Source organism: Nocardioides luti, assembly GCF_014212315.1.
Classification (GTDB): domain Bacteria; phylum Actinomycetota; class Actinomycetes; order Propionibacteriales; family Nocardioidaceae; genus Nocardioides; species Nocardioides luti.
The window spans coordinates 1,084,104-1,109,968 of sequence record NZ_JACKXE010000001.1 but is presented as its reverse complement, the minus strand read 5'-3'; the positions used below and the strand labels follow the sequence as shown (position 1 = coordinate 1,109,968).

General features: G+C 72.6%; 26 protein-coding genes. 16 read left to right on the top strand and 10 right to left on the bottom strand.

Features of this window, described 5'->3' with window-relative positions; all coding sequences use genetic code 11:
• The first annotated feature begins 19 nt into the window (after positions 1 to 19).
• Together folC and H5V45_RS05245 are read left to right on the top strand one after the other, a co-directional pair.
• Positions 20 to 1,402: a bifunctional tetrahydrofolate synthase/dihydrofolate synthase gene (gene folC / locus H5V45_RS05250; RefSeq protein WP_185251964.1), complete on the top strand. Its 1,383-nt coding sequence runs from the start codon at positions 20 to 22 to the stop codon at positions 1,400 to 1,402.
• A complete protein-coding gene (locus H5V45_RS05245) occupies positions 1,399 to 1,812 on the top strand; it encodes a DUF4233 domain-containing protein (protein WP_246415864.1) in 414 nt (137 codons plus the stop codon). Before folC ends, H5V45_RS05245 begins: the two co-directional genes overlap by 4 nt.
• Here the strand turns inward: H5V45_RS05245 and pdxR are convergent.
• Positions 1,809 to 3,179: a MocR-like pyridoxine biosynthesis transcription factor PdxR gene (gene pdxR, locus H5V45_RS05240; protein WP_185251963.1), complete on the bottom strand. Its 1,371-nt coding sequence runs from the start codon at positions 3,177 to 3,179 to the stop codon at positions 1,809 to 1,811. The two genes, H5V45_RS05245 and pdxR, sit on opposite strands and share 4 nt — an antisense overlap.
• A gap of 82 nt (positions 3,180 to 3,261) precedes the next feature.
• On the opposite strand from pdxR, the gene H5V45_RS05235 reads away from it, so the two are divergent.
• From H5V45_RS05235 to rodA, 7 genes are all read left to right on the top strand, one after another.
• Positions 3,262 to 3,948 carry a pyridoxamine 5'-phosphate oxidase family protein gene (locus tag H5V45_RS05235; RefSeq protein ID WP_343061428.1) on the top strand — a complete coding sequence of 229 codons (687 nt, stop codon included), beginning with the start codon at positions 3,262 to 3,264 and terminating at the stop codon, positions 3,946 to 3,948.
• A 10-nt stretch (positions 3,949 to 3,958) separates the two neighbouring features.
• Positions 3,959 to 4,381, top strand: coding sequence for a nucleoside-diphosphate kinase (gene ndk / locus H5V45_RS05230; RefSeq protein ID WP_185251962.1), 423 nt, complete (start codon positions 3,959 to 3,961; stop codon positions 4,379 to 4,381).
• Between the two features lie 202 nt (positions 4,382 to 4,583).
• Complete coding sequence (locus tag H5V45_RS05225; RefSeq protein ID WP_185251961.1) at positions 4,584 to 5,612, top strand: rod shape-determining protein; 1,029 nt, start codon at positions 4,584 to 4,586, stop codon at positions 5,610 to 5,612.
• Positions 5,612 to 6,535 carry a rod shape-determining protein MreC gene (gene mreC / locus H5V45_RS05220; protein WP_185251960.1) on the top strand — a complete coding sequence of 308 codons (924 nt, stop codon included), beginning with the start codon at positions 5,612 to 5,614 and terminating at the stop codon, positions 6,533 to 6,535. Before H5V45_RS05225 ends, mreC begins: the two co-directional genes overlap by 1 nt.
• Entirely contained in the window at positions 6,532 to 7,041 is a 510-nt protein-coding gene (gene mreD, locus H5V45_RS05215) for a rod shape-determining protein MreD (RefSeq protein WP_185251959.1), read from the top strand. Before mreC ends, mreD begins: the two co-directional genes overlap by 4 nt.
• On the top strand, positions 7,041 to 9,188 hold the full coding sequence (gene mrdA / locus H5V45_RS05210; protein WP_185251958.1) for a penicillin-binding protein 2: 2,148 nt from the start codon (positions 7,041 to 7,043) through the stop codon (positions 9,186 to 9,188). Before mreD ends, mrdA begins: the two co-directional genes overlap by 1 nt.
• A 2-nt stretch (positions 9,189 to 9,190) precedes the next feature.
• The gene (gene rodA, locus H5V45_RS05205; protein ID WP_246415862.1) at positions 9,191 to 10,429 is read left to right on the top strand and encodes a rod shape-determining protein RodA; all 1,239 of its coding nucleotides are present in this window, start codon (positions 9,191 to 9,193) and stop codon (positions 10,427 to 10,429) included.
• An 18-nt stretch (positions 10,430 to 10,447) separates the two neighbouring features.
• Here the strand turns inward: rodA and H5V45_RS05200 are convergent, their stop codons facing one another.
• Positions 10,448 to 11,158 carry a hypothetical protein gene (locus H5V45_RS05200; protein ID WP_185251957.1) on the bottom strand — a complete coding sequence of 237 codons (711 nt, stop codon included), beginning with the start codon at positions 11,156 to 11,158 and terminating at the stop codon, positions 10,448 to 10,450.
• Between the two features lie 40 nt (positions 11,159 to 11,198).
• Between H5V45_RS05200 and H5V45_RS05195 the strand changes: the two genes are divergently transcribed.
• Positions 11,199 to 11,486, top strand: coding sequence for a DUF1905 domain-containing protein (locus H5V45_RS05195; RefSeq protein ID WP_185251956.1), 288 nt, complete (start codon positions 11,199 to 11,201; stop codon positions 11,484 to 11,486).
• Positions 11,487 to 11,624: 138 nt separating this feature from the next.
• On the opposite strand, the gene H5V45_RS05190 is transcribed toward H5V45_RS05195, so the two are convergent.
• The 6 genes from H5V45_RS05190 to H5V45_RS05165 all read right to left on the bottom strand — a co-directional run bounded on the left by H5V45_RS05190 (position 11,625) and on the right by H5V45_RS05165 (position 17,336).
• A complete protein-coding gene (locus tag H5V45_RS05190; RefSeq protein WP_221633914.1) occupies positions 11,625 to 12,092 on the bottom strand; it encodes a P-loop nucleotide/nucleoside kinase family protein in 468 nt (155 codons plus the stop codon).
• A gap of 174 nt (positions 12,093 to 12,266) precedes the next feature.
• On the bottom strand, positions 12,267 to 13,523 hold the full coding sequence (locus H5V45_RS05185) for an HNH endonuclease signature motif containing protein (RefSeq protein ID WP_185251955.1): 1,257 nt from the start codon (positions 13,521 to 13,523) through the stop codon (positions 12,267 to 12,269).
• Positions 13,524 to 13,995: 472 nt separating this feature from the next.
• A complete protein-coding gene (locus H5V45_RS05180; protein ID WP_185251954.1) occupies positions 13,996 to 14,517 on the bottom strand; it encodes a hypothetical protein in 522 nt (173 codons plus the stop codon).
• Positions 14,514 to 14,996 carry a hypothetical protein gene (locus tag H5V45_RS05175; protein ID WP_185251953.1) on the bottom strand — a complete coding sequence of 161 codons (483 nt, stop codon included), beginning with the start codon at positions 14,994 to 14,996 and terminating at the stop codon, positions 14,514 to 14,516. Before H5V45_RS05175 ends, H5V45_RS05180 begins: the two co-directional genes overlap by 4 nt.
• Positions 14,974 to 16,122: a type 1 periplasmic-binding domain-containing protein gene (locus H5V45_RS05170; protein WP_185251952.1), complete on the bottom strand. Its 1,149-nt coding sequence runs from the start codon at positions 16,120 to 16,122 to the stop codon at positions 14,974 to 14,976. Before H5V45_RS05170 ends, H5V45_RS05175 begins: the two co-directional genes overlap by 23 nt.
• A 110-nt stretch (positions 16,123 to 16,232) precedes the next feature.
• Positions 16,233 to 17,336: a calcium:cation antiporter gene (locus H5V45_RS05165; RefSeq protein WP_185251951.1), complete on the bottom strand. Its 1,104-nt coding sequence runs from the start codon at positions 17,334 to 17,336 to the stop codon at positions 16,233 to 16,235.
• 49 nt (positions 17,337 to 17,385) lie between these two features.
• On the opposite strand from H5V45_RS05165, the gene H5V45_RS05160 reads away from it, so the two are divergent.
• Together H5V45_RS05160 and H5V45_RS05155 are read left to right on the top strand one after the other, a co-directional pair.
• On the top strand, positions 17,386 to 19,062 hold the full coding sequence (locus H5V45_RS05160) for an MDR family MFS transporter (RefSeq protein ID WP_185251950.1): 1,677 nt from the start codon (positions 17,386 to 17,388) through the stop codon (positions 19,060 to 19,062).
• A 31-nt stretch (positions 19,063 to 19,093) separates the two neighbouring features.
• Entirely contained in the window at positions 19,094 to 19,282 is a 189-nt protein-coding gene (locus H5V45_RS05155; protein WP_185251949.1) for a hypothetical protein, read from the top strand.
• On the opposite strand, the gene H5V45_RS05150 is transcribed toward H5V45_RS05155, so the two are convergent.
• A complete protein-coding gene (locus H5V45_RS05150) occupies positions 19,279 to 19,794 on the bottom strand; it encodes a DUF4188 domain-containing protein (protein ID WP_185251948.1) in 516 nt (171 codons plus the stop codon). The genes H5V45_RS05155 and H5V45_RS05150 overlap by 4 nt on opposite strands.
• Positions 19,795 to 19,927: 133 nt before the next feature.
• Between H5V45_RS05150 and H5V45_RS05145 the strand changes: the two genes are divergently transcribed.
• Entirely contained in the window at positions 19,928 to 21,913 is a 1,986-nt protein-coding gene (locus tag H5V45_RS05145) for a TIGR03960 family B12-binding radical SAM protein (protein ID WP_246416087.1), read from the top strand.
• A gap of 23 nt (positions 21,914 to 21,936) precedes the next feature.
• Positions 21,937 to 22,410, top strand: a complete 474-nt coding sequence (locus tag H5V45_RS05140) for a GNAT family N-acetyltransferase (protein ID WP_185251947.1) — start codon at positions 21,937 to 21,939, stop codon at positions 22,408 to 22,410.
• A 33-nt stretch (positions 22,411 to 22,443) separates the two neighbouring features.
• Here the strand turns inward: H5V45_RS05140 and H5V45_RS05135 are convergent, their stop codons facing one another.
• Positions 22,444 to 23,625 (bottom strand): MFS transporter, encoded by a 1,182-nt coding sequence (locus H5V45_RS05135; protein WP_343061427.1) that lies wholly within the window; start codon positions 23,623 to 23,625, stop codon positions 22,444 to 22,446.
• Positions 23,626 to 23,696: 71 nt separating this feature from the next.
• Here H5V45_RS05135 and H5V45_RS05130 point away from each other — a divergent pair, with 71 nt between their 5' ends.
• Positions 23,697 to 24,881, top strand: a complete 1,185-nt coding sequence (locus H5V45_RS05130) for a winged helix DNA-binding domain-containing protein (RefSeq protein ID WP_185251946.1) — start codon at positions 23,697 to 23,699, stop codon at positions 24,879 to 24,881.
• A 9-nt stretch (positions 24,882 to 24,890) separates the two neighbouring features.
• The gene (locus tag H5V45_RS05125; protein WP_185251945.1) at positions 24,891 to 25,622 is read left to right on the top strand and encodes a TIGR03936 family radical SAM-associated protein; all 732 of its coding nucleotides are present in this window, start codon (positions 24,891 to 24,893) and stop codon (positions 25,620 to 25,622) included.
• Positions 25,623 to 25,865: the final 243 nt, after the last annotated feature.

The following is a 25,865-nucleotide window of genomic DNA, read 5'->3' as shown; positions in this document are numbered from 1 at the left end:
TCCCTAGACTTGGGGCACGATGACCCAGACCCCCGACGCGCCCCGCCTCGCCGAGACCTTCGCCGAGGTCGAGGACGCCCTGCTGTCCCGCTGGCCGGAGACCCGCCTCGAGCCGTCCCTGGACCGGATCCGCGCGTTCGCCGAGCTGCTCGGCGACCCGCAGGCGTCCTACCCCGTCATCCACCTGACCGGGACGAACGGCAAGACGTCGACGTCGCGGATGATCGACACCCTGCTCCGGGCGCTCGACCTGCGCACCGGCCGGTTCACCAGCCCGCACGTCGAGCGGATGACCGAGCGGATCTCCGTCGACGGCGAGCCGCTGACCGACGAGGAGTTCGTGCGCGCGTTCAACGACGTGGCGCCGTACACCCACCTCGTCGACGCGAGCCAGGAGCACCCGCTGTCGTTCTTCGAGACCGTGGTCGGGATGGCGTACGCCGCCTTCGCCGACGCCCCGGTCGACGCGGCCGTGGTCGAGGTCGGGATGGGCGGCTCGTGGGACGCCACCAACGTCGCCGACGCGACCGTGGCCGTGGTGCTGCCGATCGCGGTCGACCACGCGCAGTACCTCGGTGACACGCCCGTCGACATCGCCGCCGAGAAGGCCGGGATCATCAAGCCCGGCAGCGTCGCGGTGCTCGCCCAGCAGCGGCCCGAGGTGGCCGAGGTGCTGCTGCGCCGCGCGGTCGAGGTCGGCGCGACGATCGTCCGCGAGGGCATGGAGTTCGGGGTCGTCTCCCGGGTGCCGGCCGTCGGTGGCCAGGTCGTGACCTTCCAGGGCCTGCGCGCCCGCTACGACGAGGTCTTCCTCCCGCTCTACGGCGCCCACCAGGCGCAGAACGCCGCCGTGGCCCTCGCCGCGGTCGAGGCGTTCCTCGCCGGCGACGACGAGAGCCGCGCGCTCGACGACGAGCTGGTCCGCGCCGCGTTCGCGACCGTGACCTCACCCGGCCGGCTCGAGGTCGTACGCCGGGGGCCGACCGTCGTCCTCGACGCCGCGCACAACCCGCACGGAGCCCAGGCCGTCGCGGCCGCGCTCGAGGACTCCTTCGCCTTCTCGCCGCTGATCGGCGTGATCGGCGTGATGGCCGACAAGGACACCGAGGGCCTGCTCGCCGCGCTCGAGCCCGGCCTCGCTCACGTCGTGTGCACCCAGAACTCCGCGCCCCGGGCCCTGTCCGCGCAGGCGCTCGCGATCACCGCGACCGAGATCTTCGGCGAGGACCGCGTCAGCGTCGCCCCGCGGCTCTCCGACGCGGTCGACCAGGCGATGGCGCTGGCCGAGGCGGGGGAGGCGTTCGGCGAACCGCTCGGGGCCGGCGCCGTGCTCGTCACCGGCTCGGTCGTGACCGTCGGGGAGGCCCGCACCCTCCTCACCCGCCCCCGGGACCGCCGATGAGCGAGCCGACCACCCCCACGCCGACGCCCGCCCCGGCGCCCGCCTCCGGGCGCTCGCCGCGGCGCGGCATGTGCGCCGCCGTGCTGTGCCTGGAGGGCATCACCCTCGGGCTCTCGACGCCGGTGATGATCTCGGTCTCCGACGTCGACACCGGCACCGCGCTCGCCGTCGGGCTGGGCCTCACGGTCGTGTGCCTGCTGCTCGCCGGGATGCTCCGCAGCGAGGGCGCCTACGCCGTCGGCTGGGTCGTCCAGGTCGCCGCGATCGGCCTCGGCCTGCTGGTGCCGCTGATGTTCTTCCTCGGGGCGGTCTTCGCGCTGCTCTGGGGCACGGCCTACTTCCTGGGCCGCAAGATCGAGCGGGAGCGGGCCGCGGCGTACGCCGCCTACCACGCCCAGCAGTCCTCCTAGCCCGCCCGGCCGCCCAGCGCCCGGGCCACCACGGCGAGCGCCGCGTCGAGCTCGGCGTCGGTGACCCCGCCGAAGCCGACGACCAGCCCGGTGAGCGCCGCCGAGCGGCAGTGGTCGGCGAGCAGGTTCACCTCGAACCCGGCCGCCCGGGCGGCGTCGCGCGCCCGGACGGCGTCGGCCTGGGGGAGCAGCCAGGTGGAGTACATCCCCGCCAGGGGGCCCGCCAGCGTCGCGTGCGGCGACAGCGCGGCCGCCACCCGCGGCGCGCGCTCGGCGTACACCCGGCGCGCGGAGCGGACCACCCGGTCGACGTACCCGTCCCGGAGCAGCGCCAGGAACGCCCGCTGGCTCGGCCACGGCGCCGCGTCGTGGGTCGCCGTGCGGTGCCGGTGGAGCGGCTCGAGGAGCGTCGGCGGCGCGACCAGCCAGCCCAGCCGCAGGCTCGGCGCCACCGACTTCGACGCGGTGCCGAGGTAGGCCACCCGGGCGCGGTCCAGGGTCGCCAGCGCCGGCACCGGCGCGACGTCGTAGCGGAACTCGGAGTCGTAGTCGTCCTCCAGGACCAGCGCGTCGGCCGTCCGCGCCGCGTCGAGCAGCGTGAGCCGGTCCGCGGCCGGCATCACCCGGCCGAGGGGGTGCTGGTGGGCCGGGGTGACGTACGCCGCCGCGCAGCCGTCCAGCGTCGTGACCGGCGCGACCGCGGGCAGGTCGCGGACCTCGCGGCCGGCGGCCCGGACGGTGGCGACCGCGGCGCGGTAGCCCGGGTCCTCCATCGCGACGGCGCCCGGGCGCAGCACGGTGAGGACGTTGCGCAGCCCGTCGGTGGTGCCGTGGGTGACGACGACCTCGTCCGGGTCGACCACCAGGCCGCGGGTCCGGGCCAGGTGGTCGGCCAGCGCGACGCGCAGCTCGGGGATCCCGCGCGGGTCGTCGTACCCGCGGGGCGGCCGGGCCGCGGACACCTCGCGCCAGGCCCGGCGCCACCCGGCGGCGTGCCGCGGGTCGATCCACGGAGTGCCGGTGTCGAGCCGGACGAGCGGCGGAGGAGCGGGAGCGGTGCGCCGGGCGGCCCGGACGGGGCGGCGCCCGGTGGCCGGGGCGGCGGCGCCCGGGCCCGCGGAGGCGACGTACGTCCCCGCCCCGTGGCGGGTCTCGAGCCACCCCTCGGCGAGCAGCTGCTCGTAGGCCTGCTCGGCGACCGCCCGCGAGACGCCGAGGTCCGCGGCGAGCGCCCGGGTGCTGGGCAGCCGGTCGCCGCGCGCGAGCACGCCCTCCAGCACGAGCGACCGGACCTGGCCGGACAGCTGGACGCCGAGCGGCTCGGGCAGCGTGCGGTCGACGTGCAGCGGCAGGGGAGTGGTGGGCACGGTGCTCTCCGATCGAGTGGCCTGCTCATCTGAGCGCCAAGTGGCCCGTGACGCCGGGCCACTCCGGTCCGAGGATAGACGCGTGACCACCTCGCTGCCACCGCTCTCGCCCACTGCCCGCACCACCGTCACCCGCGGCCGCAACCGCATGGTCGTGGACCGCGCCGAGCTGCACGCGCTGCTCGACGACGCGCTGGTCGCCCACGTCGGCGTCACGCTCGGCGAGCACCCGGTCGTGCTGCCGGCCGCGTTCGCGGCGGACCCGGACGGGCCGGACGAGGACGGCACGCTCTACGTCCACGGCTCGGTCGCCGCGGGGTGGCTGCGCGGTGCGACCGACGCGACGGTCTGCGTCACCGTCACCCAGCTCGACGGCCTAGTCGCCGGCCGCTCGGCCTTCCACCACTCCATGAACTACCGCTCGGCGGTCGTGATCGGGCCCGCCCGCCTGGTCGAGGACCCGGCGGAGAAGCAGCACGCGCTGCGGCTGATCGTCGACCACATGGTCCCGGGCCGCTCGGCCACCCTGCGGCCGGACACCCGCAAGGAGCTGGCGGCCACGGCGGTGCTCGCGGTGCCGCTGCACGAGGCCTCCCTCAAGGTGCGCGGCGGCGGCCCGGTCGACGAGCCGGAGGACGTCGCGGCCGGGGTGTGGGGCGGTCACGTGCCGCTCCGGCTGGTCGCCGGCGAGCCGGTCGCGGACGTCGACGCGACCGGGGCGGTCCCGGACGACGTACGCCGTCGCGCGGACGTGCTCGCTGCTCGGTAGGGTGCGGCGCATGAGCCAGCCGTCGACCCAGCGCACCCTCGTCCTCCTCAAGCCCGACACGGTCCGCCGCGGGCTCGTGGGGGAGGTGCTGTCCCGCTTCGAGGCCAAGGGCCTCACGATCGTCGCGATGGAGCACCGCACCATCGACGCCTCGGTCGCCGACCAGCACTACGCCGAGCACGTCGAGCGCGACTTCTACCCGCCGCTGCGCGACTTCGTCACCAGCGGCCCGCTCGTGGCGCTGGTGCTCGAGGGCGACGAGGCGATCGAGGTCGTCCGGGCGCTGAACGGCTCCACCGACGGCCGCAAGGCCGCGCCGGGCACGATCCGCGGCGACCTGTCGCTGTCGAACCGCGAGAACCTCGTCCACGGCTCCGACTCCGAGGAGTCCGCCGCCCGCGAGACCGCGATCTGGTTCCCCCACCTCGCCTGAACCACCGAGTCGGCGCATCTGCAGATCCCAGAGCCACCGAGTCGGCGCATCTGCAGACGTGGGGACGCCGAGTCGGCGCATCTGCACACCTGACCCCCAACATCGCCCGGCGGGCCCGCGTGTCCTGCCGGGGACTCCCGCCTGCGCTCCCTAGCCTTGTGTCACATCCTCCCCACCAGCATCACCTCGACAGGGACAGCACATGGCGAACAGCTTCATCGGTCGTGACATGGCCGTGGACCTCGGCACCGCCAACACGCTCGTCTACGTCCGGGGCAAGGGCGTGCTCCTCGACGAGCCGAGCGTCGTCGCCCTGAACTCCACCACCGGCGAGATCCTCGCGGTCGGTCACGAGGCGAAGCGGATGATCGGGCGCACCCCCGACAACATCACCGCGATCCGTCCCCTGAAGGACGGCGTCATCGCCGACTTCGAGGCGACCGAGCAGATGCTGCGCTTCTTCATCCAGCAGGTGCACCGTCGCCGCTACTTCGCCAAGCCCCGCATGGTCATCTGCGTGCCGAGCGGCATCACCGCCGTCGAGCAGCGGGCGGTTAAGGAGGCCGGCTACCAGGCCGGCGCCCGCCGGGTCTACATCGTGGAGGAGCCGATGGCCGCCGCGATCGGCGCCGGGCTCCCCGTGCACCAGGCCACCGGCAACATGGTCGTGGACGTCGGCGGCGGCACCACCGAGGTCGCGGTCATCTCGCTCGGTGGCATCGTCACCAGCCTGTCCATCCGCACGGCCGGCGACGACCTCGACCAGGCGATCGTGGCCTGGATGAAGAAGGAGTACTCCCTCATGCTCGGGGAGCGCACCGCCGAGGAGGTCAAGATGACCCTCGGCTCCGCCTTCCCGCTGCCCGACGAGCCCGAGGCCGAGATCCGCGGCCGCGACATGGTCTCCGGCCTGCCCCGCACGGTCGTCGTCTCCAGCGCCGAGGTCCGCCAGGCCCTCGAGGAGCCGCTGCACGCGATCGTCGACGCGGTCCGCGCCACCCTCGACCAGACCCCGCCCGAGCTGGCCGGCGACATCATGGACCGCGGCATCGTGCTCACCGGCGGCGGCGCCCTGCTCCGCGGCCTGGACGAGCGGCTGCGCCACGAGACCGGCATGCCCGTGCACGTCGCCGAGGACCCGCTGACCTCGGTCGCGCTGGGTGCCGGCAAGTGCGTCGAGGAGTTCGAGGCCCTCCAGCAGGTGCTCGTCTCCGAGCCCCGGCGGTTCTGATGGTGGACCGCGAGAAGCGGTGGCGCGGCTCCGAGCGCTTCGAGGAGCGCGGCCGGCCGTCCCGGGCGCTGATGGCCGCCCTCGTGCTGGCCTGCCTGACCTTGATCACCCTCGACTACCACGGGGGTGCCGACTCGCCCATGGAGCCGGCGCGCCGCGTCGCCGGCGAGGTGTTCGGCCCGATCGAGACCGGCACCACCACCGCGATCCGCCCGTTCACCGCGGTCCCGCATTGGTTCAAGTCCCGCAGCTCGCTCAACCACGACCTCGCCACGCTCCAGGCCGAGAACTCCCGCCTCAAGTCGGAGGCCGCGACCACCGACTACGACCGCAACCGGCTCGCGGAGTTCGAGGGCCTCACCGCGGCCGCCGACGACCTCGGCTACGCCCTGGTCCCGGCCCGCGTGGTCGGCCTCGGCTCCACCCAGTCCTTCTCGCGCACGGTCACGATCGACGCGGGCTCGCGTGCCGGGCTCAGCCCCGACATGACCGTCATCAACAACGACGGCCTGGTCGGCCGGATCCTGCGCGTCACGAACACCACGGCCACCGTGCTGCTGATCGTCGACGGCGAGTCCGTCGTGGGCGGCCGCGTCGGGGAGAGCATGGAGGTCGGCTTCCTGCACGGCCGCGGGGTGCTCGGCAAGGACGGCCGACTGGACCTGGAGCTGATCGACGACGCCGTGGTGCCCGCCAAGGACGACACCGTCGTCACCTGGGGCAGCGACTCGGGCGCGCCGTACGTCTCCGGCATCCCGGTCGGCAAGGTCACCAGCGTCTACAGCTCGCTGCGCGAGACCTCGCAGCGCGCCGTCATCGACCCGTACGTCGACTTCGCCTCGCTCGACCTGGTCGGGGTGGTGGTGCCCTCGGGCACCTCCAGCGACCGGGCCGTCATCGAGGCCGACGGGAGCCTCCAGTGACCGCGCTCCGCAGCCTCGTCGCCGTCGTGGCGATCGGCGTCGCCCTGGTCCTGCAGGTGTCGGTCTTCCCGCACCTCGCCTGGCAGGGCATCGTCCCCAACCTCTGCCTGCTGGTCGTCGTGGGTGCTGCCCTGACCCGCGGTGCGCAGTCCGCCGCGGTCCTGGGCTTCGTCGCCGGCGTCGCGCTCGACCTGGCCCCGCCGGCCGACCACGTCGCCGGCCGCTGGGCGCTGGCGCTCGTCGTCGTCGGGTACGTCGCCGGGCGGGTCAGCCAGGAGGCCAAGCCAACCGCGTCGGCCGTGGTGGCCACCGTCGCCGCCTCGTCGTTCATCGGCACCTCCGTCTTCGCGATCAGCGGGCTGCTCCTGCGCGACCCCGCGCTCGCGATCCCCGACCTGCTCCAGGTGATCCTGGTGGCGGTGCTCTGGGACATCCTGCTGACGCCGTTCGTGCTGCCCCTCGTGATGGCGATGTTCCACCGGCTCGAGCCGGCCCGGGCCGCCTGATGGCCTCGACCTCGAGCCCCGGCCGCGGCTCGGGCGGTGCCGTGACGGGCTCGCGCAAGAGCCGGCTGCGGCTGATCGTGATCCAGGCGCTCGTCTTCTCGCTGTTCGCGACGCTCTTCGCCCGGCTCTACTACCTCCAGGTCGTCAGCGGCGACGAGTACCACGCCCAGGCCGCCTCGCAGTCCGTGCGCGAGATCGTCGTGCAGCCCCAGCGCGGCCTGATCGTCGACGACATGGGCCGCCCGCTGGTCGCCAACCGCACCTCGTGGGTCGTCTCGGTCGACCGCACCATGCTCGACAAGATGGGCGCCCACCAGCGCAAGGTGCTGATCGGCCGGGTCTCGGCACTGGTCGACCAGAGCCCCGCGCGGATCGCCCGGCGCCTGGTCACCTGCGGCGAGGAGGGCAGCGTCGTCGGCGTCTGCTGGAACGGCTCGCCCTACCAGCCCGTTCCGGTCTCCACGGACGTGCGCCAGGCCACCGCGCTCCGGATCCTCGAGCAGCCCGAGGACTACCCGGCCGTGCTCGCCGAGCAGCAGAGCGTCCGCGCCTACCCCCAGCCGTTCGGCGTGAACCTCGCCCACGTGCTGGGCTACCTGAGCCCGATCACCGCCGACGAGTACGACACCGCCCGCGCCGACGACGACACCTCCCTCAACGGTGCCTCGTCCGTCGGGCGTGCCGGCGTCGAGAAGCAGTACGACAAGTGGCTGCGCGGGATGCCCGGCTACAAGCGCGTGGCCGTCGACTCGATGGGCCGCGTGCTCGGCGACGACAGCGAGATCGAGGGCAAGCCCGGCGACACCCTCGTCACCTCCATCGACGCCCGGGTCCAGGGGGTCGTCGAGCACCAGCTGGCCTCCACGATCAAGCTCGCCCGCCAGACCTACGACAAGGTCACCCACCGCAACTACCGGGCCGACTCCGGCGCGGTCGTGGTGATGGAGGCCAAGACCGGTCGCATCGTGTCGATGGCCAGCCAGCCGACGTACGACCCCTCGGTCTGGGTCGGCGGCATCACCAAGAAGCAGCTCGCCCGGCTCTACTCCGAGAAGGCCGGCACGCCGCTGCTCGGCCGCGCGACCCAGGGCCAGTTCGCGCCCGGCTCGACGTGGAAGCCGATCATGACGGTGGGCGCGCTCAACAACGGCTACCGCCAGGACACCAAGCTCGACTGCTCGTCGAACCTCCAGGTCGGGAACCGCGTCTTCAAGAACTACGAGTCCGAGGCGTACGGCTACATCGACTTCGCCCGTGCCCTCGAGCTGTCCTGCGACACGTTCTTCTACCGCGTCGGCCTGCACTACTGGCAGAAGTACGGCTCGGACCCGGCGAACGTCGACGCCCGCGACCCGCTGGTCGAGGAGGCCAAGAAGTTCGGCTTCGGCAGCGAGACCGGCGTCGACCTCCCCGGCGAGGCCAGCGGCCGGATCGCGGACCGGCACTGGAAGCTGTCGTACTGGAAGTCCATGAAGGGCTACTACTGCACGATGGACGAGAAGGGCACCGCGCCCAACGCGTTCCTCAAGCTCTTCGCCCACGAGTTCTGCCTCGAGGGCAGCTACTACCGCGCCGGCGACGCCGTCAACTACGCGATCGGCCAGGGCGACACCATCGTCACCCCGCTCCAGCTGGCTCGCGCGTACGCCGCCCTCTCGAACGGCGGCACGCTCTACGCCCCGCGCATCGCCAAGGCGATCGTCGACGCCGACGGCACGGTCGTGCACCAGTTCGCACCGCAGCCCGAGGGCAAGGTCGACGCGTCGGCGGCGAGCCTGAAGTACGTCGACACCGCCCTGCAGGGCACCCCCAAGGTCGGCACCCTGGCCTGGAAGTTCATCGACTTCCCGCTGGACAAGGTGCACATCCGTGGCAAGACCGGCTCGGCCGAGGTCTACGGCAAGCAGTCCACGTCCTGGGTCGCGACGTACGACGAGAACTACGTCGTCGTGATGATGGTCAGCCAGGCCGGCACCGGCTCCGGCACCTCCGGCCCGGCGGTCCGCAAGATCTGGGAGTCGCTCTACGGCATCACGGGCATGTCGGTGAACCCGGCCCGCTCCGCCATCCCCGGCACCACCCCGCCCGCGGGGCTGCCCACGTTCATGAAGGACGGCTCGATCCTGCCGCCCGCGCGGAAGGACTGACGATGGCCCAGACCCGGTCGATGCAGACCCGATCCATGGCGGCCCGTCCGGCACAGGCGCGCTCTCCGCAGGCCCGGCCGGCGCTGCGGGCGCCCGGCCTCGACTGGGTGCTGATGCTGGCCGTCCTGGCGCTCGTGGTCGTCGGGACGCTGCTGGTGTGGTCGGCCACCTCGCACCGCCAGGACCTCACGGCGGGCGACTCCACGGCGTACGTCAAGAAGCAGCTGGTCAACGTCGCCATCGGCCTGGTGCTGCTGGTGATCGTGATGGCGACCGACCACCGGTGGGTGCGGATCATGGCCCCGCTGGTCTACCTCGCCTCGATCGGCGGGCTGGTCCTGGTGCTCACCATGGGCAGCACGATCAACGGCTCCCGCTCGTGGCTGGAGCTCGGCAGCATGTCGATCCAGCCCTCGGAGTTCGCCAAGCTCGCCGTGGTGATCGGGATGGCGCTGCTGCTCGCCGAGCGGGCCGAGGGCCGCTGGCGCAGCCAGGTCGGCACCGCGGAGGTGGTCGGGATGCTCGTCATCGCCGGCGTCCCGGCGACGCTGATCATGCTGCAGCCCGACCTCGGCACGATGCTGGTCCTCTCGGCCACCGTGTTCGGCGTGCTCGCCGTCTCGGGGGCCCCGCGGCGCTGGCTGCTCCTGCTGTCCGGTGGCGGGGTCACCGCGGCGGCCGCCGCCGTGGCCGCGGGCTTCCTCAAGCAGTACCAGGTGGACCGCTTCATGGCCTTCACCAACCCCGACCTCGACCCGCGCGGTGCCGGCTACAACGTCGAGCAGGCCCGGATCGCCGTCGGCAACGGCGGGCTCTTCGGCCAGGGCCTCTTCCACGGCTCGCAGACCCGGGCCGGCTTCGTCCCCGAGCAGCACACGGACTTCATCTTCACCGTCGCCGGCGAGGAGCTCGGGCTCGTCGGGGCCGGCGTCCTGATCGGGCTGCTCTGCCTGGTCATCTGGCGCGCGCTGTCGATCGCGGCCCACAGCGAGGACGTGTTCGGCCGCGTCGCGGCCGCGGGCATCGCGTGCTGGTTCGGCTTCCAGGCCTTCCAGAACGTCGGCATGTGCCTGGGGATCATGCCGGTCACCGGCGTCCCGCTCCCGTTCGTGTCGTACGGCGGCAGCTCCATGTTCGCCGGCATGCTCGCCATCGGGCTGCTGCAGAACATCCACCTGCGCTCGACCGCCCAGGTCCCCACCCGCTACACGATGCCGGTGCGGGTGCTCGCCTCCCGCTGATCCGCTGACCCGCTCGCTTCAGGGCGACGGGGGAAGGGGCACCACCTCAGTGGCGACCAGCTCGTCGTCGAGGAGGTAGTCCACCTCCACGTGCGTGACCGAGTCCGGCACCGAGGTGAAGAACGGCTGGACGGCTCCTCCGACGGCACCGCCCGCACCCATCCACCGCGGAGCGTCGACGTAGCGCAGGCGGACGAAGCGGTCGCCGGGACGGATCATCGAACCGTCGTCGTCCTCGTCCTGGTCGTAGGCCCGGGCGACCTCGGCCGCGGGCACGTCGCTGCGGACCCACCGCAGCCGCCAGCTGCCCCGGGCGTGCCCCAGGGGCAGCCGCTCGACGAGGGAGCCGTCGGGGAGCCGGACCGCGAAGGCCGGGTCCCGGTCGCCCGGCTCGAGCACCAGCTGCTCGCTCCCGACCTCGTCGGCCTCGCCGGTCCCGTAGCCGACCGAGACCCGGGTCGCCCCCTTGTCGACGAGCTCCCAGGTGTGCTCGAACTGGTCGTCGTTGCCGCCGCCGGCGCCCGACACGCAGTCCAGCAGCCCGTCCGGCTCGTGCACCCAGGCGGTGTAGCCGATCCGCCGCGACTCGGCAGCCTCGAACGTGCGCCCGGCGGGCGGGGCGTAGACGAACGTGGCCCACCAGCGCCCCGCGGCGTACCCCAGCGGCAGCCGCTCCACGACGACACCGTCCGGCATCACGTGCCGGTGCTGGCTCCCGAAGCTGCTCACCCGGTCGAGGCTAGCCCCGCGGGCGCCTATCCTCACCCGCATGGAGCTCGAGTTCGACGGTGAGGTCTGGTCGTGGCGCGGCCCGGCGCCGTACCACTTCGTCAGCGTTCCCGAGGACGACGTGGAGCTGATCCGGGCGACCGCCACGGCCGTCAGCTACGGCTGGGGGATGATCCCGGTGAGCGTCCGGCTCGGCCGCACCGAGGCCATGACGTCGCTGTGGCCCAAGGACGGCGGCTACGTCGTCCCGCTCAAGGATGCGCTGCGGAAGCCCGAGGGCGTCGAGATCGGCGACCACGTGACCGTGCGGCTGACCATCGACGTCTGAGCCGGGCGCCCGCGGGTCGGGCTGGGGTCCGGTGCGCCTCGGGCGAACCGGCGTCGTCGATCCGCCCGGTCGACCCTCCCCAGCGACGCGAGGACTACCGCCCCTAGCGGTCCCGTGGCCGCCCGGCGTGACCGGTCGTCACGAAGGCGTGACGACGGTGAGCGGGCCCTCGTCCTGGGTGGGCGGCTCGAAGTGGTCGACGTACGACGCGGCGAGTTCGTCGCTGAGCACGAAGTCGTCCGGATGGCTGCCGCGCCGGTCGCGCACCCGCGCGAGCACGGTCTCCCGGTCGGTGGCGAGGTAGACCGTCTCCGGGACGACCCCCCAGGGCGCCAGCAGGCCCCGGTAGTCGTCGCGCATCGCGCGCGACCAGAACGAGAAGTCCAGCACCACGTCCCGTCCGGCCCCCACCAGCGCCAGCAGCCGCTTCCGCAGCGCCGCCTCGATCTCGCCACGGACCTCGGCCGGGGGTGGCACCTCGGTGACGCCGCGTTGCCACAGCTCGGCGTCGAAGGACAGTCGGACCATCCCCGCGGCCTCGAGTCGGCGGGCGTACGTCGACTTGCCCGAGCCCGACGGCCCGCACATGAACACCACCCGCGTCATGGTCGGCGCAGGAAGCGGATCCCGCCGAACGAAGTCGGCGGCTGTCGGAGCACGACGAGTTCCCGCACGGGCACAGGCTACGCCGAGGGGTTGCCGGCGTGGCGGCGCGTGGTTGTGCGTCAGATCAAGAACTGGGTCCGGAAATCTTGATCCCACGCACCCAGAGGGGTCGGCCTAGGTCCGCCGGGTGAAGGCGACCTTCCCGCCGGGGAGCTTGGTCATGGTAAACGTGGGGTCGTGGGCTCGGGCGTGGTGCTTCGGGCAGAGCAGGCGGCCGTCCTTGAGGTCGGTGTTGCCGCCCTCGGACCAGAGCTGGTCGTGGTGGGCGTGGCACATGCTCGGTGGCCAGTCGCACCCGTCGGCGGTGCAACCGCCTTGCTGGATGCCGAGCGCGAGGTGCTGGGCCTTGGAGAAGTAGCGGCGGGTGCGGCCGAGGTCGAGGACCTGGGACTTGCCGCCGAGCACGGCGGGGATGATGCCGGCCTCGCAGGCGAGGCGGCGGGCCTGGGAGGCGGTGATCTTGTCGCCGGTGTCCAGCGTCGCGGCTCTTTCGGCACCGAGGAGCGTCTCCAACGGCATCGTGATCACCACCGTCGCGTTCACTCCGCCGGCGTTGGGGAGCCGATCGGTGGGGTAACGCTCGATGAGCTCGCAGAGCGCCGCACCCAGCCGTTCGGGGCTGGGCTTCCGCTCGATGGTGGCGCCGGCGCCGTGGACGGCGGTCTGGTGCTTGGGGGCGGCGATGCCCTGGAGGATCTTCTTCAGCATGGCGCCTTGGGCGGCGGGGATGGTGAAGCGGCCGTGGCAGGACCCGTGCCCGTCATCGGACATGGTGAGGCGCATCTTCTGGCGGGCCTTGCGCTCCTCTTCCTCGAGGCGGCGACGTTCTTCTTCCTCACCCGCGGCGGGGTCGATGACGTCGAGAAGTCCGCGGCCGAGTCGGCGCAGGTCGACTGCGTCGTGGTCGGCGGCGAGGTCGACGAGGTGCTTCTCCGCGAGCACCCGGGTCTCGGGGTCGACGTCATCGGGCAGGTCGTCCAGGGCCCGCACGATGACCTGGGCCTGCTCGGTCAGGATCGCCCCGGAGGACAAGGCCTGGCGGACGACGTGCCAGCGGCCCAGGGCCTGGGCCAGGTGGATCTTCGCCGCCGTGCTGCGGTGGGTCTGGGCGGTCTGGGTCGCCCACCACGCCTGGGTCGACGTGGCCCCGACGGAGGAGCCGACCTCGACGGAGGCAGCGTGCAACGCGACGCGGGCCTCGAGCTCCGTCAACCGGGCGATCTGTCGGGTGATGTCGACGAGTGTGGCACCGGCCTCGTCCGGTGTCATGGACCAGACGGGGGTCTCAGCGACCTCGCTGATGCGTTCGCCGACATCGCGCACGGCACGCGAGATCGCGTGGCGCGGGCCGTCGTCGGTGAACGTCTTCATGGGGAAAGTCAATCAGGGACCACCGACAGTCCAGGGGTCAGATCGAGCCGGAAAGCGATCCTGAAAGTAAAATATTCGGACGAAGTTTCGAACGGTGACCCAAGCGGGCAAGTGGCACCCATGGCAACTGTGAAGGCAGCCGCAAGGAGGAGTAGCCCCGGCACCCACGGCAACCACATCCTCTATCAATTCCCTACACCGGAACTACGTCCAGGCGGGCAGAGGCCGGACCACCGGCGGCCTCGAGTCGTAGAGGGGTGAGGTGGTTTCGAGACGGTTGCTAGCGCAACCTCCTCAACCACCGAAGGCGGCGCCTTCCTCCACCACCGGGAGGCGCCTCAACCACCGTTGGGGTGGTTTCGAGACGGTTGCTAGCGCAACCTCCTCAACCACCGGAGGCGGCAACCTCCTCAACCACCGCATGGGGTGGTTTCGAGACAGGCGCTAGCGCGCCTTCCTCAACCACCGGGCCTCAGGACTTCGCGCGCCGCCGGGGGACGAGCTTGCCGACCTTCATGACCACGTCGCCGAGGGCCTCGGTGACGCGGTCGTTGTCGTCGGCGGTGAGGCCGTCGGCGGCGGTGGCGAGGTCCCAGGAGCCACCCGCGGCGCGGGTCTCGAGGGCGTCGTTGGCGGCGACCGCCCAGAGCTCGTAGATCGGGTCGACGGCGTACGGCTGGTCGAACCCGTCGAAGCGGGTCAGCCACGAGGTCTCGACGCGGATCGACCGGTCGAAGGTGCCGCGGACGTGCAGGTCGCCCTCGAACTTCTCCTTGGCCGACTCGAGCACGAGCCAGCGCCGGTCGGTGGCGACGAGGAGGAACTTGTCCTTCTCGTGGAAGAACGGCCAGGCCTCCATCGCGACCATCTTCACGGCCTTGGCCGGCCGCGAGGAGGCGCGGATCGCCACGTCGAGCGACTCACCGTCCTCGAGGAACGGCTCGAGCCGCGGTCGCAGCTCCTCGCGGTCACGCAGGACGTCGGCGCCGTTCACTCCAGCGCCTCGCGCCAGATCCGGTCGTGCTCCATGCGGGCCTCCTCGAGCGTCTGTGACATCTCATCCTGCACCGCGGTGGGGTCCACACCCTGCGCCAGGGCCTCCGGCGGCGGCTCGACGGGGGTGACCGGCTCGGGGGAGACGTGCTCGGAGGCGACCCGGAAGGCGTCGCTGAGGAACTCCCGGCCCAGCTCGCCGGCGCCGCCGCGGAAGACGTCGTCCCAGGTGATCTGGCCGCGCTCGACCTGGGTCGCGAGCTTGCGCAGGGAGTCGGGCGCCTCGGGGCTGCGCGCGGCCTGCTCGAGCAGCTCTTTGGTCTCCGGGTCGAGGCCGCGGGACCGCTTCTCGGCGAGGTAGGCCCGGTTGTCGGCGACCACCTGGTCGGCCTCGGCGATCTCGTCCTCGAGCGGCGCGAGGGTCTCGCGGATCAGCGCCGACGGGTCGGGGCGGGTCTCATGCGGGGACGTGGGGGGCACGCGGACCTCCGTAGGGCGAGGTGGGGGTGTCGCCGAGGTGCGACAGGTTGTCGAGGTGGTCGGGGATCGAGCCGAGCTCGCTCATCAGGTCCTTGAGGTCCTGGATCTCGCCCTCGATGGCCTGGGGGATGTGGGTCGCGAGGTCGTAGGCGTCGACCAGCTTCTCGAAGCCCTTGACCGCGAGGTTGGCCACGGTGATGACCCGCTTGACCATCTTCACGATCTTGTACGCGCGGTAGAAAGCGACCAGCGCCTCCTCGCACTTCTTGGCGGCGACCGCCTCGCCGACCCCGCACCACCAGCCGGCGGCCAGCGCGGCGGCGCCGATCTCGACGTCGTGGATGACCTCCTGGAGGAGGTCCACGCAGCTCTGGTAGAGCTCCTTCCAGCTGGAGGCCAGCTTGTCGAGCGCCATCTTGATGGCCAGCGGGATCTCCGACTCGGCGTGCAGCCCGTCGCCGAGCTTGGTGCCGTAGGCCTTGAACGACGTGGCGGCGACGCCGTCCCAGACGCCGTCGATGTTGGCGGTGTTGGCGAGCACGTCGTCGCCGTGCGCCTTGAGCATCTTCGAGGTGTCCTCCCACGCCAGCCCGCGGGCGGTGAGGGTGGTCCAGTTGCCGACGATCGAGTCGATCGGCTCGGTGATGTGGTGGCCGGTGAACTTGCTGAAGACCCAGTCGATGGCGCGTACGTCGGCATCCATGTGGCTGCGGATCTCGGCCGCCGGGTCCGCCTCCGCGCCGTGGCACTGGCCCAGCACGCTGGTCTCCTGCCAGGCACCGCCCGAGCCCATCGGGCTCTCGGTGACCCCACCGGTCGAGACCGCGGACTTGTCCATCGCCCGGGCCACGGCGATGTCTACCTTCGCGTAGTCGTCGGCCGTCTTCACCAGCGCGGTGCCGGTGGCCTCGACCACCTTGGCCAGGTCGTCGTAGTGGTCGGCGAACCGGTCCGCCGTGGCCTTGATGGCCGGCGCGATCAGGTCCAGCAGGCCGTCCATGTCGGACGTCATGCCGGCCTGCAACCGGGTGTTCCCACCGGTCTGGCCGACGTTGCCGGTCCCGAACGTCTCGAACTTGTGCCCGAAGCCGCGCAGCTGCGGGATCTCCACCTGGAGCTCGCTCATGGTCTCCCCCTTCGCGCCCCCGTGGCGCTGGATCGTCTACGGCGACCCTGCCCCGGCTCGCCGGACGTGAAACCCGTCACCGCGGCGGGTGGGGAGGAAGGAGCGAGAGGTCAGGGCTTGATCGAGAGGAAGAGGTACGCCGAGAGCAGCACCAGGTGCACCCCGCCCTGCAGCGGCTTGGCCCGGCCGGGGACGACCGTCAGCACGGAGACGATCACGGAGAGGAACAGCAGCACGATCTGCATCGAGTCCAGGCCCAGCGCCAGCGGACCGTCGAGCCAGATGCTGGCCACCGCGATGGTCGGGATCGTGAGCCCGATCGAGGCCATCGCGGAGCCGTAGGCGAGGTTCAGGCTGATCTGGGTGTTGTTGCGGGCGGCGGCGCGCACGGCGGCGATCGACTCCGGCAGCAGCACGAGCAGGGCGATCACGACGCCGACGAACGCCTGGGGGAAGCCCAGCGCGGCGACCGCGTCCTCAATGGCGGGGGACTCCACCTTGGCCAGCCCGACGACGGCCACCAGGGCGACCACCAGCAGCGCCAGGCTGGTCCACGCCTCGCGGTTCGAGGGCGGGTCGGCGTGCCCGTCGCCGTCGGCGTCGACCGGCCCCTTGCCGGTCGCGACGGGCAGGAAGAAGTCGCGGTGCCTGATGGTCTGGGTGAAGACGAACATCGCGTAGAGCGCCAGCGACGCCACCGCGGCGAAGGCCAGCTGGGAGGAGGAGAACTCCGCCCCCGGCTCGGTGGTCGTGAAGCGGGGGAGGACCAGCGCCACGCCCGCCAGCGTGACGACGGTGGCGAGGGCCGAGCCGGTGCCCTCGGGGTTGAAGACCGCCAGGTGGTGCTTCAGCGCCGCGACGAGCAGCGCCAGCCCGACGATGCCGTTCATCGAGATCATCACGGCGGCGAAGACGGTGTCGCGGGCGAGCCCGGAGGTGTCCTTGTCCGCGGTGATCATCAGCGTGACGATCAGCGCCACCTCGATCACGGTGACCGCGACCGCCAGCACCAGCGAGCCGAAGGGCTCGCCGACCCGGTGCGCCACGACCTCGGCGTGGTGCACGGCGGCCAGCACCGCCCCGATCAGCACGACGGCGATCAGGGCCACGACCGGGGTGCCGGGGTGCCGGCCCCAGCTGAGCGCGAGGACGACCAGCGCCAGCGGGGGCGTCAGGGTGGTCCAGGTGATCCGGGGCCGGGTCGTCGCGTCCATGCCGAAACCCTACGGACTCGCCGTGGCCACGGGTCTACGCTGCTCGGCGATGACCACGAGCGCCGTACCCGCCCAGCCTGCCGAGACCGGCGAGTACTCCCACGCCCAGATCCTGACGATCCTGTCGGGCCTGATGATGGGCATGTTCCTCGGCGCCCTCGACCAGACGATCGTGAGCACCGCGATCCGGACCATCGCCGACGACCTGAACGGTCTCAGCGTCCAGGCCTGGGTGACGACGGCCTACCTCATCACCTCGACGATCACGACGCCGATCTACGGCAAGCTCGGCGACCTGTACGGGCGCAAGAAGCTCTTCATGTTCTCGATCACCGTCTTCATCCTCGGCTCCGCGCTGTGCTCGTTCGCCTCGTCGATGTACATGCTGGCGGCGTTCCGCGCCTTCCAGGGCCTGGGTGCCGGCGGCCTCTTCACGCTGGTGCTCGCGATCATCGGTGACATCGTGTCGCCGCGCGAGCGGGCCCGCTACACCGGCTACTTCATGGCGATGTTCGGGACGTCGAGCGTCCTCGGCCCCGTCGTCGGCGGCTTCTTCGCCGGGCAGGGGACGCTGCTCGGCGTCTCCGGCTGGCGCTGGGTCTTCCTCGTGAACGTGCCGATCGGCATCGCCGCGCTGTTCGTCGTCGCGCGCACCCTGCACGTGCACCACCACCGCCGCGAGGTGCGCATCGACTGGTGGGGCGCGACGTTCCTCGTCGTCACGCTGGTGCCGCTGCTGACCGTGGCCGAGCAGGGGCGCGAGTGGGGCTGGGGAGACCCGCGCTCGCTCACGGCGTACGTCGTCGGCGGGCTCGGCCTGGTCGGCTTCGTCGTGGCCGAGGCCCGGATGGGCGACGCGGCGCTGATCCCGCTGCGGCTCTTCCGGATCCGGGCGGCGGCCGTGACGATCTCGGCCAGCGTCATCGTCGGCATGGCGATGTTCGGGGGCATCATGCTGCTGCCGCTCTACATGCAGATCGTGCACGGGGCCTCACCGATGGTCTCCGGCTTCCTGATGCTCCCGATGGTGCTCGGGATGATGACCGCGTCGATCGGGTCCGGCCAGGTGATCTCGCGGACGGGCCGCATCCGGCTCTTCCCGATCGTGGGGTCCGCCCTCGTCGTCGTCGGGCTCTTCCTGCTGTCGCAGGTGGGCGCGGACACCTGGCTGCCGCTGGTGAGCGGGTCCATGTTCGTGCTCGGCCTGGGCCTCGGGTGCTGCATGCAACCGCTGCTGCTGATCCTGCAGAGCGCGGTGCCGCCCACCGAGATCGGGGTCGCGTCGAGCTCGGCGACCTTCTTCCGCCAGATCGGCGGAACGCTCGGCGTCGCGATCTTCCTGTCCATCCTGTTCGGCAGCGTGGGCGGCAACATCCAGTCCGCCGTGCGCGCCGACGCCCAGACCGCGGCCTGGCAGCAGACCGTGCGCGACCCGGAGGTCCGCGCGGACCCGCTGGACGGCGCCGTCATCGACTCGCTCCAGCACCCGACCGCGGACGGTGGCGTGCTCGGGCAGGTCCAGGACGACTCGTCGATCGTGGACCGGATGGACCCGGTGCTCGCGCACCCCTTCAAGGTCGGGTTCGCCGACTCGATGGCCCGGGTCTTCCTGATCGCCTCGGGCGTCGGCGTCCTCGCGTTCCTGATCCTGCTGCTGATGCCGGCCGTCGAGCTCCGGGCCACGTCGGCCGCGGCCGCGGCACGCTCCGCGGACGTCGCTCCCTGACCCCGGCGTCGCGGTGTGCTGGGATGGAGCCATGACCGCGACCACGAGTGGGCACCCCATCGACCCGGCCATCTCGGAGGCCGTCCAGGCGGTCTCGAACCGCTTCGGCGTCCTCGGACTCGAGGAGCTCATCGAGGCGGCGACCGTCGAGCTCGCGCGCGCCCGGGCGGCGTACGCCGAGCTCGCGGAGCTGGACGAGACCGGTCCCGGCGTCGGCTAGTCCGCCCGGTCCGCCGCCCGGTCGCCGGGCCCGTCGGTCGTGGTCAGTCGCTTGAGGCGGCCGCGGGCGCGGGAGTCCTCCCGCAGGCTGACCAGGTCGCCGGCCCGGCCGAGGCCACGGGGCTCGGTGTTGGCGTAGACCGCTTCGTACTCCCCGTCGCGCACGAGGAACGTCTCGTGCCAGATGCCCGAGCGCGGGTCGCTTCCGACGCGGCGCCAGTAGTTGCGCCAGGCCGGGACGTGCGGGGCGCTGTCGTCGCGCGCGAACCGCTCGAGGTGCTCGAAGGAGCGCCAGTACTGCACGTTGAAGGTGAGGCCGTAGGTCTCGTAGTGCAGCAGCCCCTTCTCGGGGTGCTCGGTGAGGTGCTGGAGCATGTAGGGCATCCCGCGCATGCCCCCGAGGTCGCGCAGCGTCCGGACCGGGTGGCGCGGGTCGATCTGCGCCCCGATGAGGAAGACCACGAAGTCCCCGTCGATGCGGGCGCCCCAGCGCCCCTGCCTCACGTCACCCATGCCCCGGATGCTCCCGCGCCGGCCCACCGCCCGCAAGGGGCGGGGTGGCTTCTCCGGTTGGCCCCGCGGGCGGCGCCCGACGTACCCTTGGGGATTCCGTTCCCCGCTTGTGAGAGGTTCCGCCGTGCCCGGACTGGGTTCCGACCTGCGACAGCGAGGCGAGAGCGTCTTCGCCCGTCTCGAGCCCCGACTCCCGTCGGTCTCGAAGCCGATCCAGTACGTCGGCGGCGAGCTCAACTCGACGGTCAAGGAGTGGGACTGCGGCGCGGACGCCACGGGTGACGGCGAGACCGTCCGCTGGGCGCTGATGTACCCCGACGCCTACGAGGTCGGGCTGCCCAACCAGGGCGTCCAGATCCTCTACGAGGTGCTCAACGAGCGCGACTGGATCCTCGCCGAGCGCACCTACTCCGTGTGGCCTGACATGGAGGCCGTGATGCGGCAGGGCGACGCCGACGGGCCGATCCCGCAGTTCACGGTCGACGCGCACCGCCCGGTCCGCGACTTCGACGTCTTCGGCCTGAGCTTCTCGACCGAGCTCGGCTACACGAACATGCTCAACGCCCTCGACCTGGCCGGCATCCCGCTGCACGCGGTCGACCGCGGCGACGACGACCCGATCGTGCTGGCCGGCGGCCACGCGGCGTTCAACCCCGAGCCGGTCGCGGCGTTCCTCGACGCGGCCGTCCTCGGCGACGGCGAGGAGGTCGTGCTCGCGATCTCCGAGGTCGTGCGCGAGTGGAAGGCCGAGGGCCGCACCGGCGGTCGCGACGAGCTGCTGCGCCGGCTCGCGGTCACCGGCAACATCTACGTGCCGAAGTTCTACGACGTCGTGTACGCCGAGGACGGCTCGATCGAGGCCGTCGTGCCCAACCGGCCCGGCATCCCCTACCGCATCCGCAAGCACACGCTGATGGACCTCGACGCCTGGCCCTACCCCGCCAAGCCGCTGGTCCCGCTCGCCGAGACCGTCCACGAGCGCTTCTCGGTGGAGATCTTCCGCGGCTGCACGCGCGGCTGCCGCTTCTGCCAGGCCGGCATGATCACCCGCCCGGTCCGCGAGCGCTCGCTCGAGACGATCGGCGCGATGGTCGAGAACGGCATCCGCAAGTCCGGCTTCGAGGAGGTCGGCCTGCTCTCGCTCTCCAGTGCCGACCACACCGAGATCGGCGACCTCGCCAAGGGGCTCGCCGACCGCTACGAGGGCTCGAACGTCTCGCTCTCGCTGCCCTCGACCCGCGTCGACGCGTTCAACATCTCGCTCGCCAACGAGTTCTCCCGCAACGGCCGCCGCTCCGGGCTGACCTTCGCCCCCGAGGGCGGCTCCGAGCGGATGCGCAAGGTGATCAACAAGATGGTCACCGAGGAGGACCTGATCCGGACCGTCGCCACGGCGTACTCCCACGGCTGGCGCCAGGTGAAGCTGTACTTCATGGTCGGCCTCCCGACCGAGACCGACGAGGACGTCCTGCAGATCGCGGACCTCGCGCGCAAGGTGATCGCCAAGGGCCGCGAGGTCTCCGGGCGCAACGACATCCGCTGCACGGTCTCGATCGGCGGCTTCGTGCCGAAGCCGCACACGCCGTTCCAGTGGGCCTCGCAGCTCGACCATGAGACCACGGACGCGCGCCTGAAGAAGCTGCGCGACACCGTCCGCGAGGACAAGAAGTTCGGTCGCGCGATCGGCTTCCGCTACCACGACGGCAAGCCCGGCACCATCGAGGGACTGCTCTCGCGCGGCGACCGCCGCGTCGGCGCCGTGATCGAGCAGGTCTGGCGCGACGGCGGCCGCTTCGACGGCTGGAGCGAGCACTTCTCCTACGACCGCTGGGCCGAGTCCGCCGCCACCGCGCTGGCCGGCACCGGTGTCGACCTCGAGTGGTACACCACCCGCGAGCGGGAGTACGACGAGGTCCTGCCCTGGGACCACCTCGACTCCGGGCTCGACAAGGACTGGCTGTGGGCGGACTGGGAGGACGCGATCGACCCGTCCACCGACGTCGAGGTCGAGGACTGCCGCTGGACGCCCTGCTACGACTGCGGCGTCTGCCCGGAGATGAACACCGAGATCCAGATCGGCCCCACCGGCAAGCAGCTGCTGCCGCTGTCGGTCGTCTGAGTCCGGCTGCGACTCGTCGATCCGTGCCCGACCCCGTGCCCGTCGAGATCCGCCGCGCGACCTGGGACGACCGGGACGCGGTCGCGGGCCTGCGCCGGGTGTGGACCGAGGAGCTGGCCGGCGGGCCGATCGAGGACGACGGGTTCACCGAGCGCTTCGAGGCGTGGCTCGAGGTCGAGCAGCACCAGCGCGTGACCTGGCTGGGGCTCGTGGCCGGCGAGCCCGTCGCGATGCTCAACCTGCTCGTCTTCACGCGGATGCCCCGACCGGGGCACCCGGCCGGGAACCGCTGGGGCTACCTCGCGAACTTCTACGTCCTCCCCGCCCACCGCGACGGGGGCCTCGGGTCCCGGCTGCTCGCCGCCTGCACGGCGTACGCCGACGCCGAGGGCTTCGCCCGGGTCGTGCTCAGCCCCAGCGAGCGGTCCGTACCGTTCTACGCCCGGGGCGGCTTCGCGCCGGCCACGTCGCTGATGGTGCGGCCGCTGCCCGGCTGAGTGCTGGCCGTCGAGGCGGCGCCGCATGACGCCTCAGGACCGCAGCTGGTCCTCGATCTTCGCCGGACGCGCGACGTACATCCCCGCGGCGATCTGGGGCACCATCAGCGCGGTCAGCAGCACGAGCGGCGCGGTCCAGCCGCCGGTGGCGTCGTAGAGCGTGCCGACGCCGAAGGGTCCGACCGCGGCGAGCAGGTAGCCCGTCGACTGGGTGAAGCTCGACAGGGCGGCGGTGCCCTGCGGGGTGCGGGCGCGCAGGCCGATCAGGACGAGCACGATCGGGAAGGTGACCGCGCCGACGCCGACGAACAGCGCCCAGAGGATCGCCAGGTCGTGCGGGGCGACCATCAGGCCGACGTACCCCACGGGGTAGCAGAGCATCACGGCGAGCAGGATCCGCGCCTGGTCGTCACGCCGCGCGACGGCCGCGGGCGCCCAGAGCGAGAGCGGGATCGAGACGCCGGCGAGCAGCGCGACGAGGGCGCCGGCCTGGCCGGCGGAGTAGCCGTTGTCGCGCCAGAGCTGGGCGAACCAGCCGAACACGGCGTACGCCTGCATCGACTGCAGCCCGAAGAACGCCGCCATCGCCCAGCCGAGCCGGGTGCGGGCGACGTCGGACCACCGGACGCTGCGCTCGCCGCTCTCGAGGGTGCGGTCGTGCGCGACCAGCCCGATCCACGGCAGCGCGGAGAGCAGCGCGAGCACGGCCCAGAGCCCGAGCCCCCAGCGCCAGCTGCCGCCGGCGTCGGACACGGGCACGGTCAGCAGCAGCGAGCTCGTCAGGCCGACGGCGAGGGCGGTCGAGTAGATCGCGGTGACCCGGCCGACGGCGTCCGGGAAGTGCAGCTTCACCAGGGAGGGGAGCAGCACGTTCGCCATCGCCATCCCGCCGAGCGCGAGCATCGAGAGCGCCAGGAAGAGCGCCTCGCTGCTCGTCGCCGCGCGCCCGGCCAGCCCGACGACCGCGGCGACGAGCGCCAGCAGCGTCACCCGGTGCACGCCGAGGCGGGCCGCGGCGGTCGGCGCCAGCGCCCCGAAGACGGCGAACGCCAGGACCGGCAGCGACGTGAGCAGCCCGGCCGCGGCCGGGGACATCCCCAGGGTCGCGCGGATCTCGGCGAGCACGGGGCCGACGCTGACGGCGGCGGGGCGCAGGTTGAGAGAGAGCAGGACGAGCCCGGTCAGGATCACGAGGGAGGTACGGCGGGCGGTCACTCGCCCGATCCTCTCAGGCGCGCCGCGGGCGGCGAGCGGGCGGTGGGGGTGGGCTCCGGCAGGATGGCGGCATGCGTCACCTGAGCGACGACGAGCGCCGCGCCCGGATCGCCCGGCGGCACGCGATCGCGCCCGGCCGCCGGGCCGCGGACCCCGTGGCCGCGACCCGGGCGATGACGGTGCTGCACGCGACCGAGCCGGCCACGGTCTACCTCTCCCTGCACGCGCGGGTCGACGGTCTGGGCGTGGCCGACGTCGACGCCGCCCTCTACGAGCAGCGGAGCCTGGTCAAGCAGCTGGCGATGCGCCGCACGCTGTTCGTCTTCCCCCGGGACCTGCTGCCCGCCGCCTGGGGGAGCGCCTCGGCCCGGGTCGCCGCCGCGCTCCGCGCCCGGCTGGCCAAGGAGGTCGCCATGGCCGGGATCGCCGAGGACGGCGCCGCCTGGCTCGACACCGCGTGCGCTGCGGTGAAGGCCCGGCTGGACGGTGGCGTGGAGCTCGGCGCCCAGGCGATCCGTGAGTCCGTCCCCGAGGTCGACGCGCGCATGGACCTGGCCGCCGGCACGGCGTACGGCGCGAACGTCGCCATCGCGCCGCGGGTGCTCACCCAGCTCGGCGTCGAGGGCGACATCGTGCGGGGCCGCAACGGTGGCCACTGGCGCACGTCCCGCCCGCAGTGGACGGCGATGGAGAGCTGGCTGGGGGAGCCGCTGCCGGAGCCGTGGACCCCGCGCGCCGGGTACGCCGAGCTGGTCGGCCGGTGGCTGCGCACCTTCGGCCCGGGCACCGCCGCGGACCTGCAGTGGTGGCTCGGCGGGACCAAGGGCGCCGTCGGCACGGCACTGGAGGACGTCGGGGCCGTCGAGGTCGCGCTCGAGGGGGGCGGGACGGGCTGGGTGCTCGCCGACGACCTCGACGCGGTCGACCCGGTCGAGCCGTGGGCGGCGCTCCTGCCGGTCCTCGACCCGACCGTGATGGGGTGGAAGGAGCGCGACTTCTACCTCGGCCCGCACACGGACCTGCTCTTCGACCGCAACGGCAACGCCGGCACCACCGCGTGGTGGGACGGCCGGATCGTCGGCTGCTGGGTCCAGGACCCCGACGGCGTGGTCGTGCTGTCCCTCCTCGAGGACGTCGGGGCGGAGGCCGTGGCCGCCCTGCGCGTCGAGGCGGACCGGCTGACGGCCTGGCTGGGCGGGGTGCGGGTCAGCACGGTCTACCCGTCGATGGGGATGAAGCAGGCCCTCGCGCCGTAAGGTTGGCCGGTGCGTGAACAGCCCGAGCAACAAGCCCCGCCCGTCCAGCGACTCCGGATCCAGTACGCCAAGCGCGGCCGGCTCCGCTTCACGAGCCACCGCGACTTCAGCCGGGCCTTCGAGCGCGCGGTCTTCCGCGCCCGGATCCCGATGGCCTACTCCTCGGGCTTCAACCCGCACCCCCGGATCTCGTACGCCGGCGCCTCGCCGACCGGGTCGGCCAGCGAGGCGGAGTACCTCGAGATCGGCCTCGCCGAGGTCGTCGACCCGGCGGCCGTGCACGCGCTCCTCGACGAGGCGCTGCCCGACGGGCTCGACGTCGTCGAGGTCGTCGAGTCGCCGGGCGGCTCGCTCGCCGACCGGCTCGAGGCCAGCCACTGGCAGATCCACGTGCCGGCGACCCCCGAGGTCGCCCGGACCGCCGTCGAGACGTTCCTCGCGACCGCGTCGGTCAGCGTGGAGCGGATGACGAAGAAGGGCCTGCGCGAGTTCGACTGCCGGGCCGCCGTGCTCGCGCTCGCGGTCGAGCCCGCCCCCGAGGGGACCGGCTCGCGCCTGGACCTGGTGCTGCGACACGCCGTGCCCGCCGTCCGTCCCGACGACGTCCTCACCGGGCTCGCGAGCGTCGCCGGCCTGGACGCCGGGCAGGCGCCGCTCCTGACCCGGCTGGCGCAGGGCCCGCTCGACGAGACCGACGGCTCGATCGGCGATCCGCTGCGCCCGGCCGCCCCGACCCCCTAGGTCGCCGCGGCGTCGTCGCGCGTCGTCGCGGTGTCGTCGTGGCCGCGATCGCCGCGCGGTGTGCGATACTCGCCGTGGTTGACGTCAAGTGGTTTCCCGAGCTCGTGCCCAGCACGGTCGAAGGAGCGAGCAGGCCGTCGACCCGACGACGTTCTCGCCGGACCGTAGCGGTCCGGCACAGTGGGGGCAGGTCGTCGCCAGACCGCGACGCGGCCAGGCAGGTTCGGTGACAGCGACCTGCCG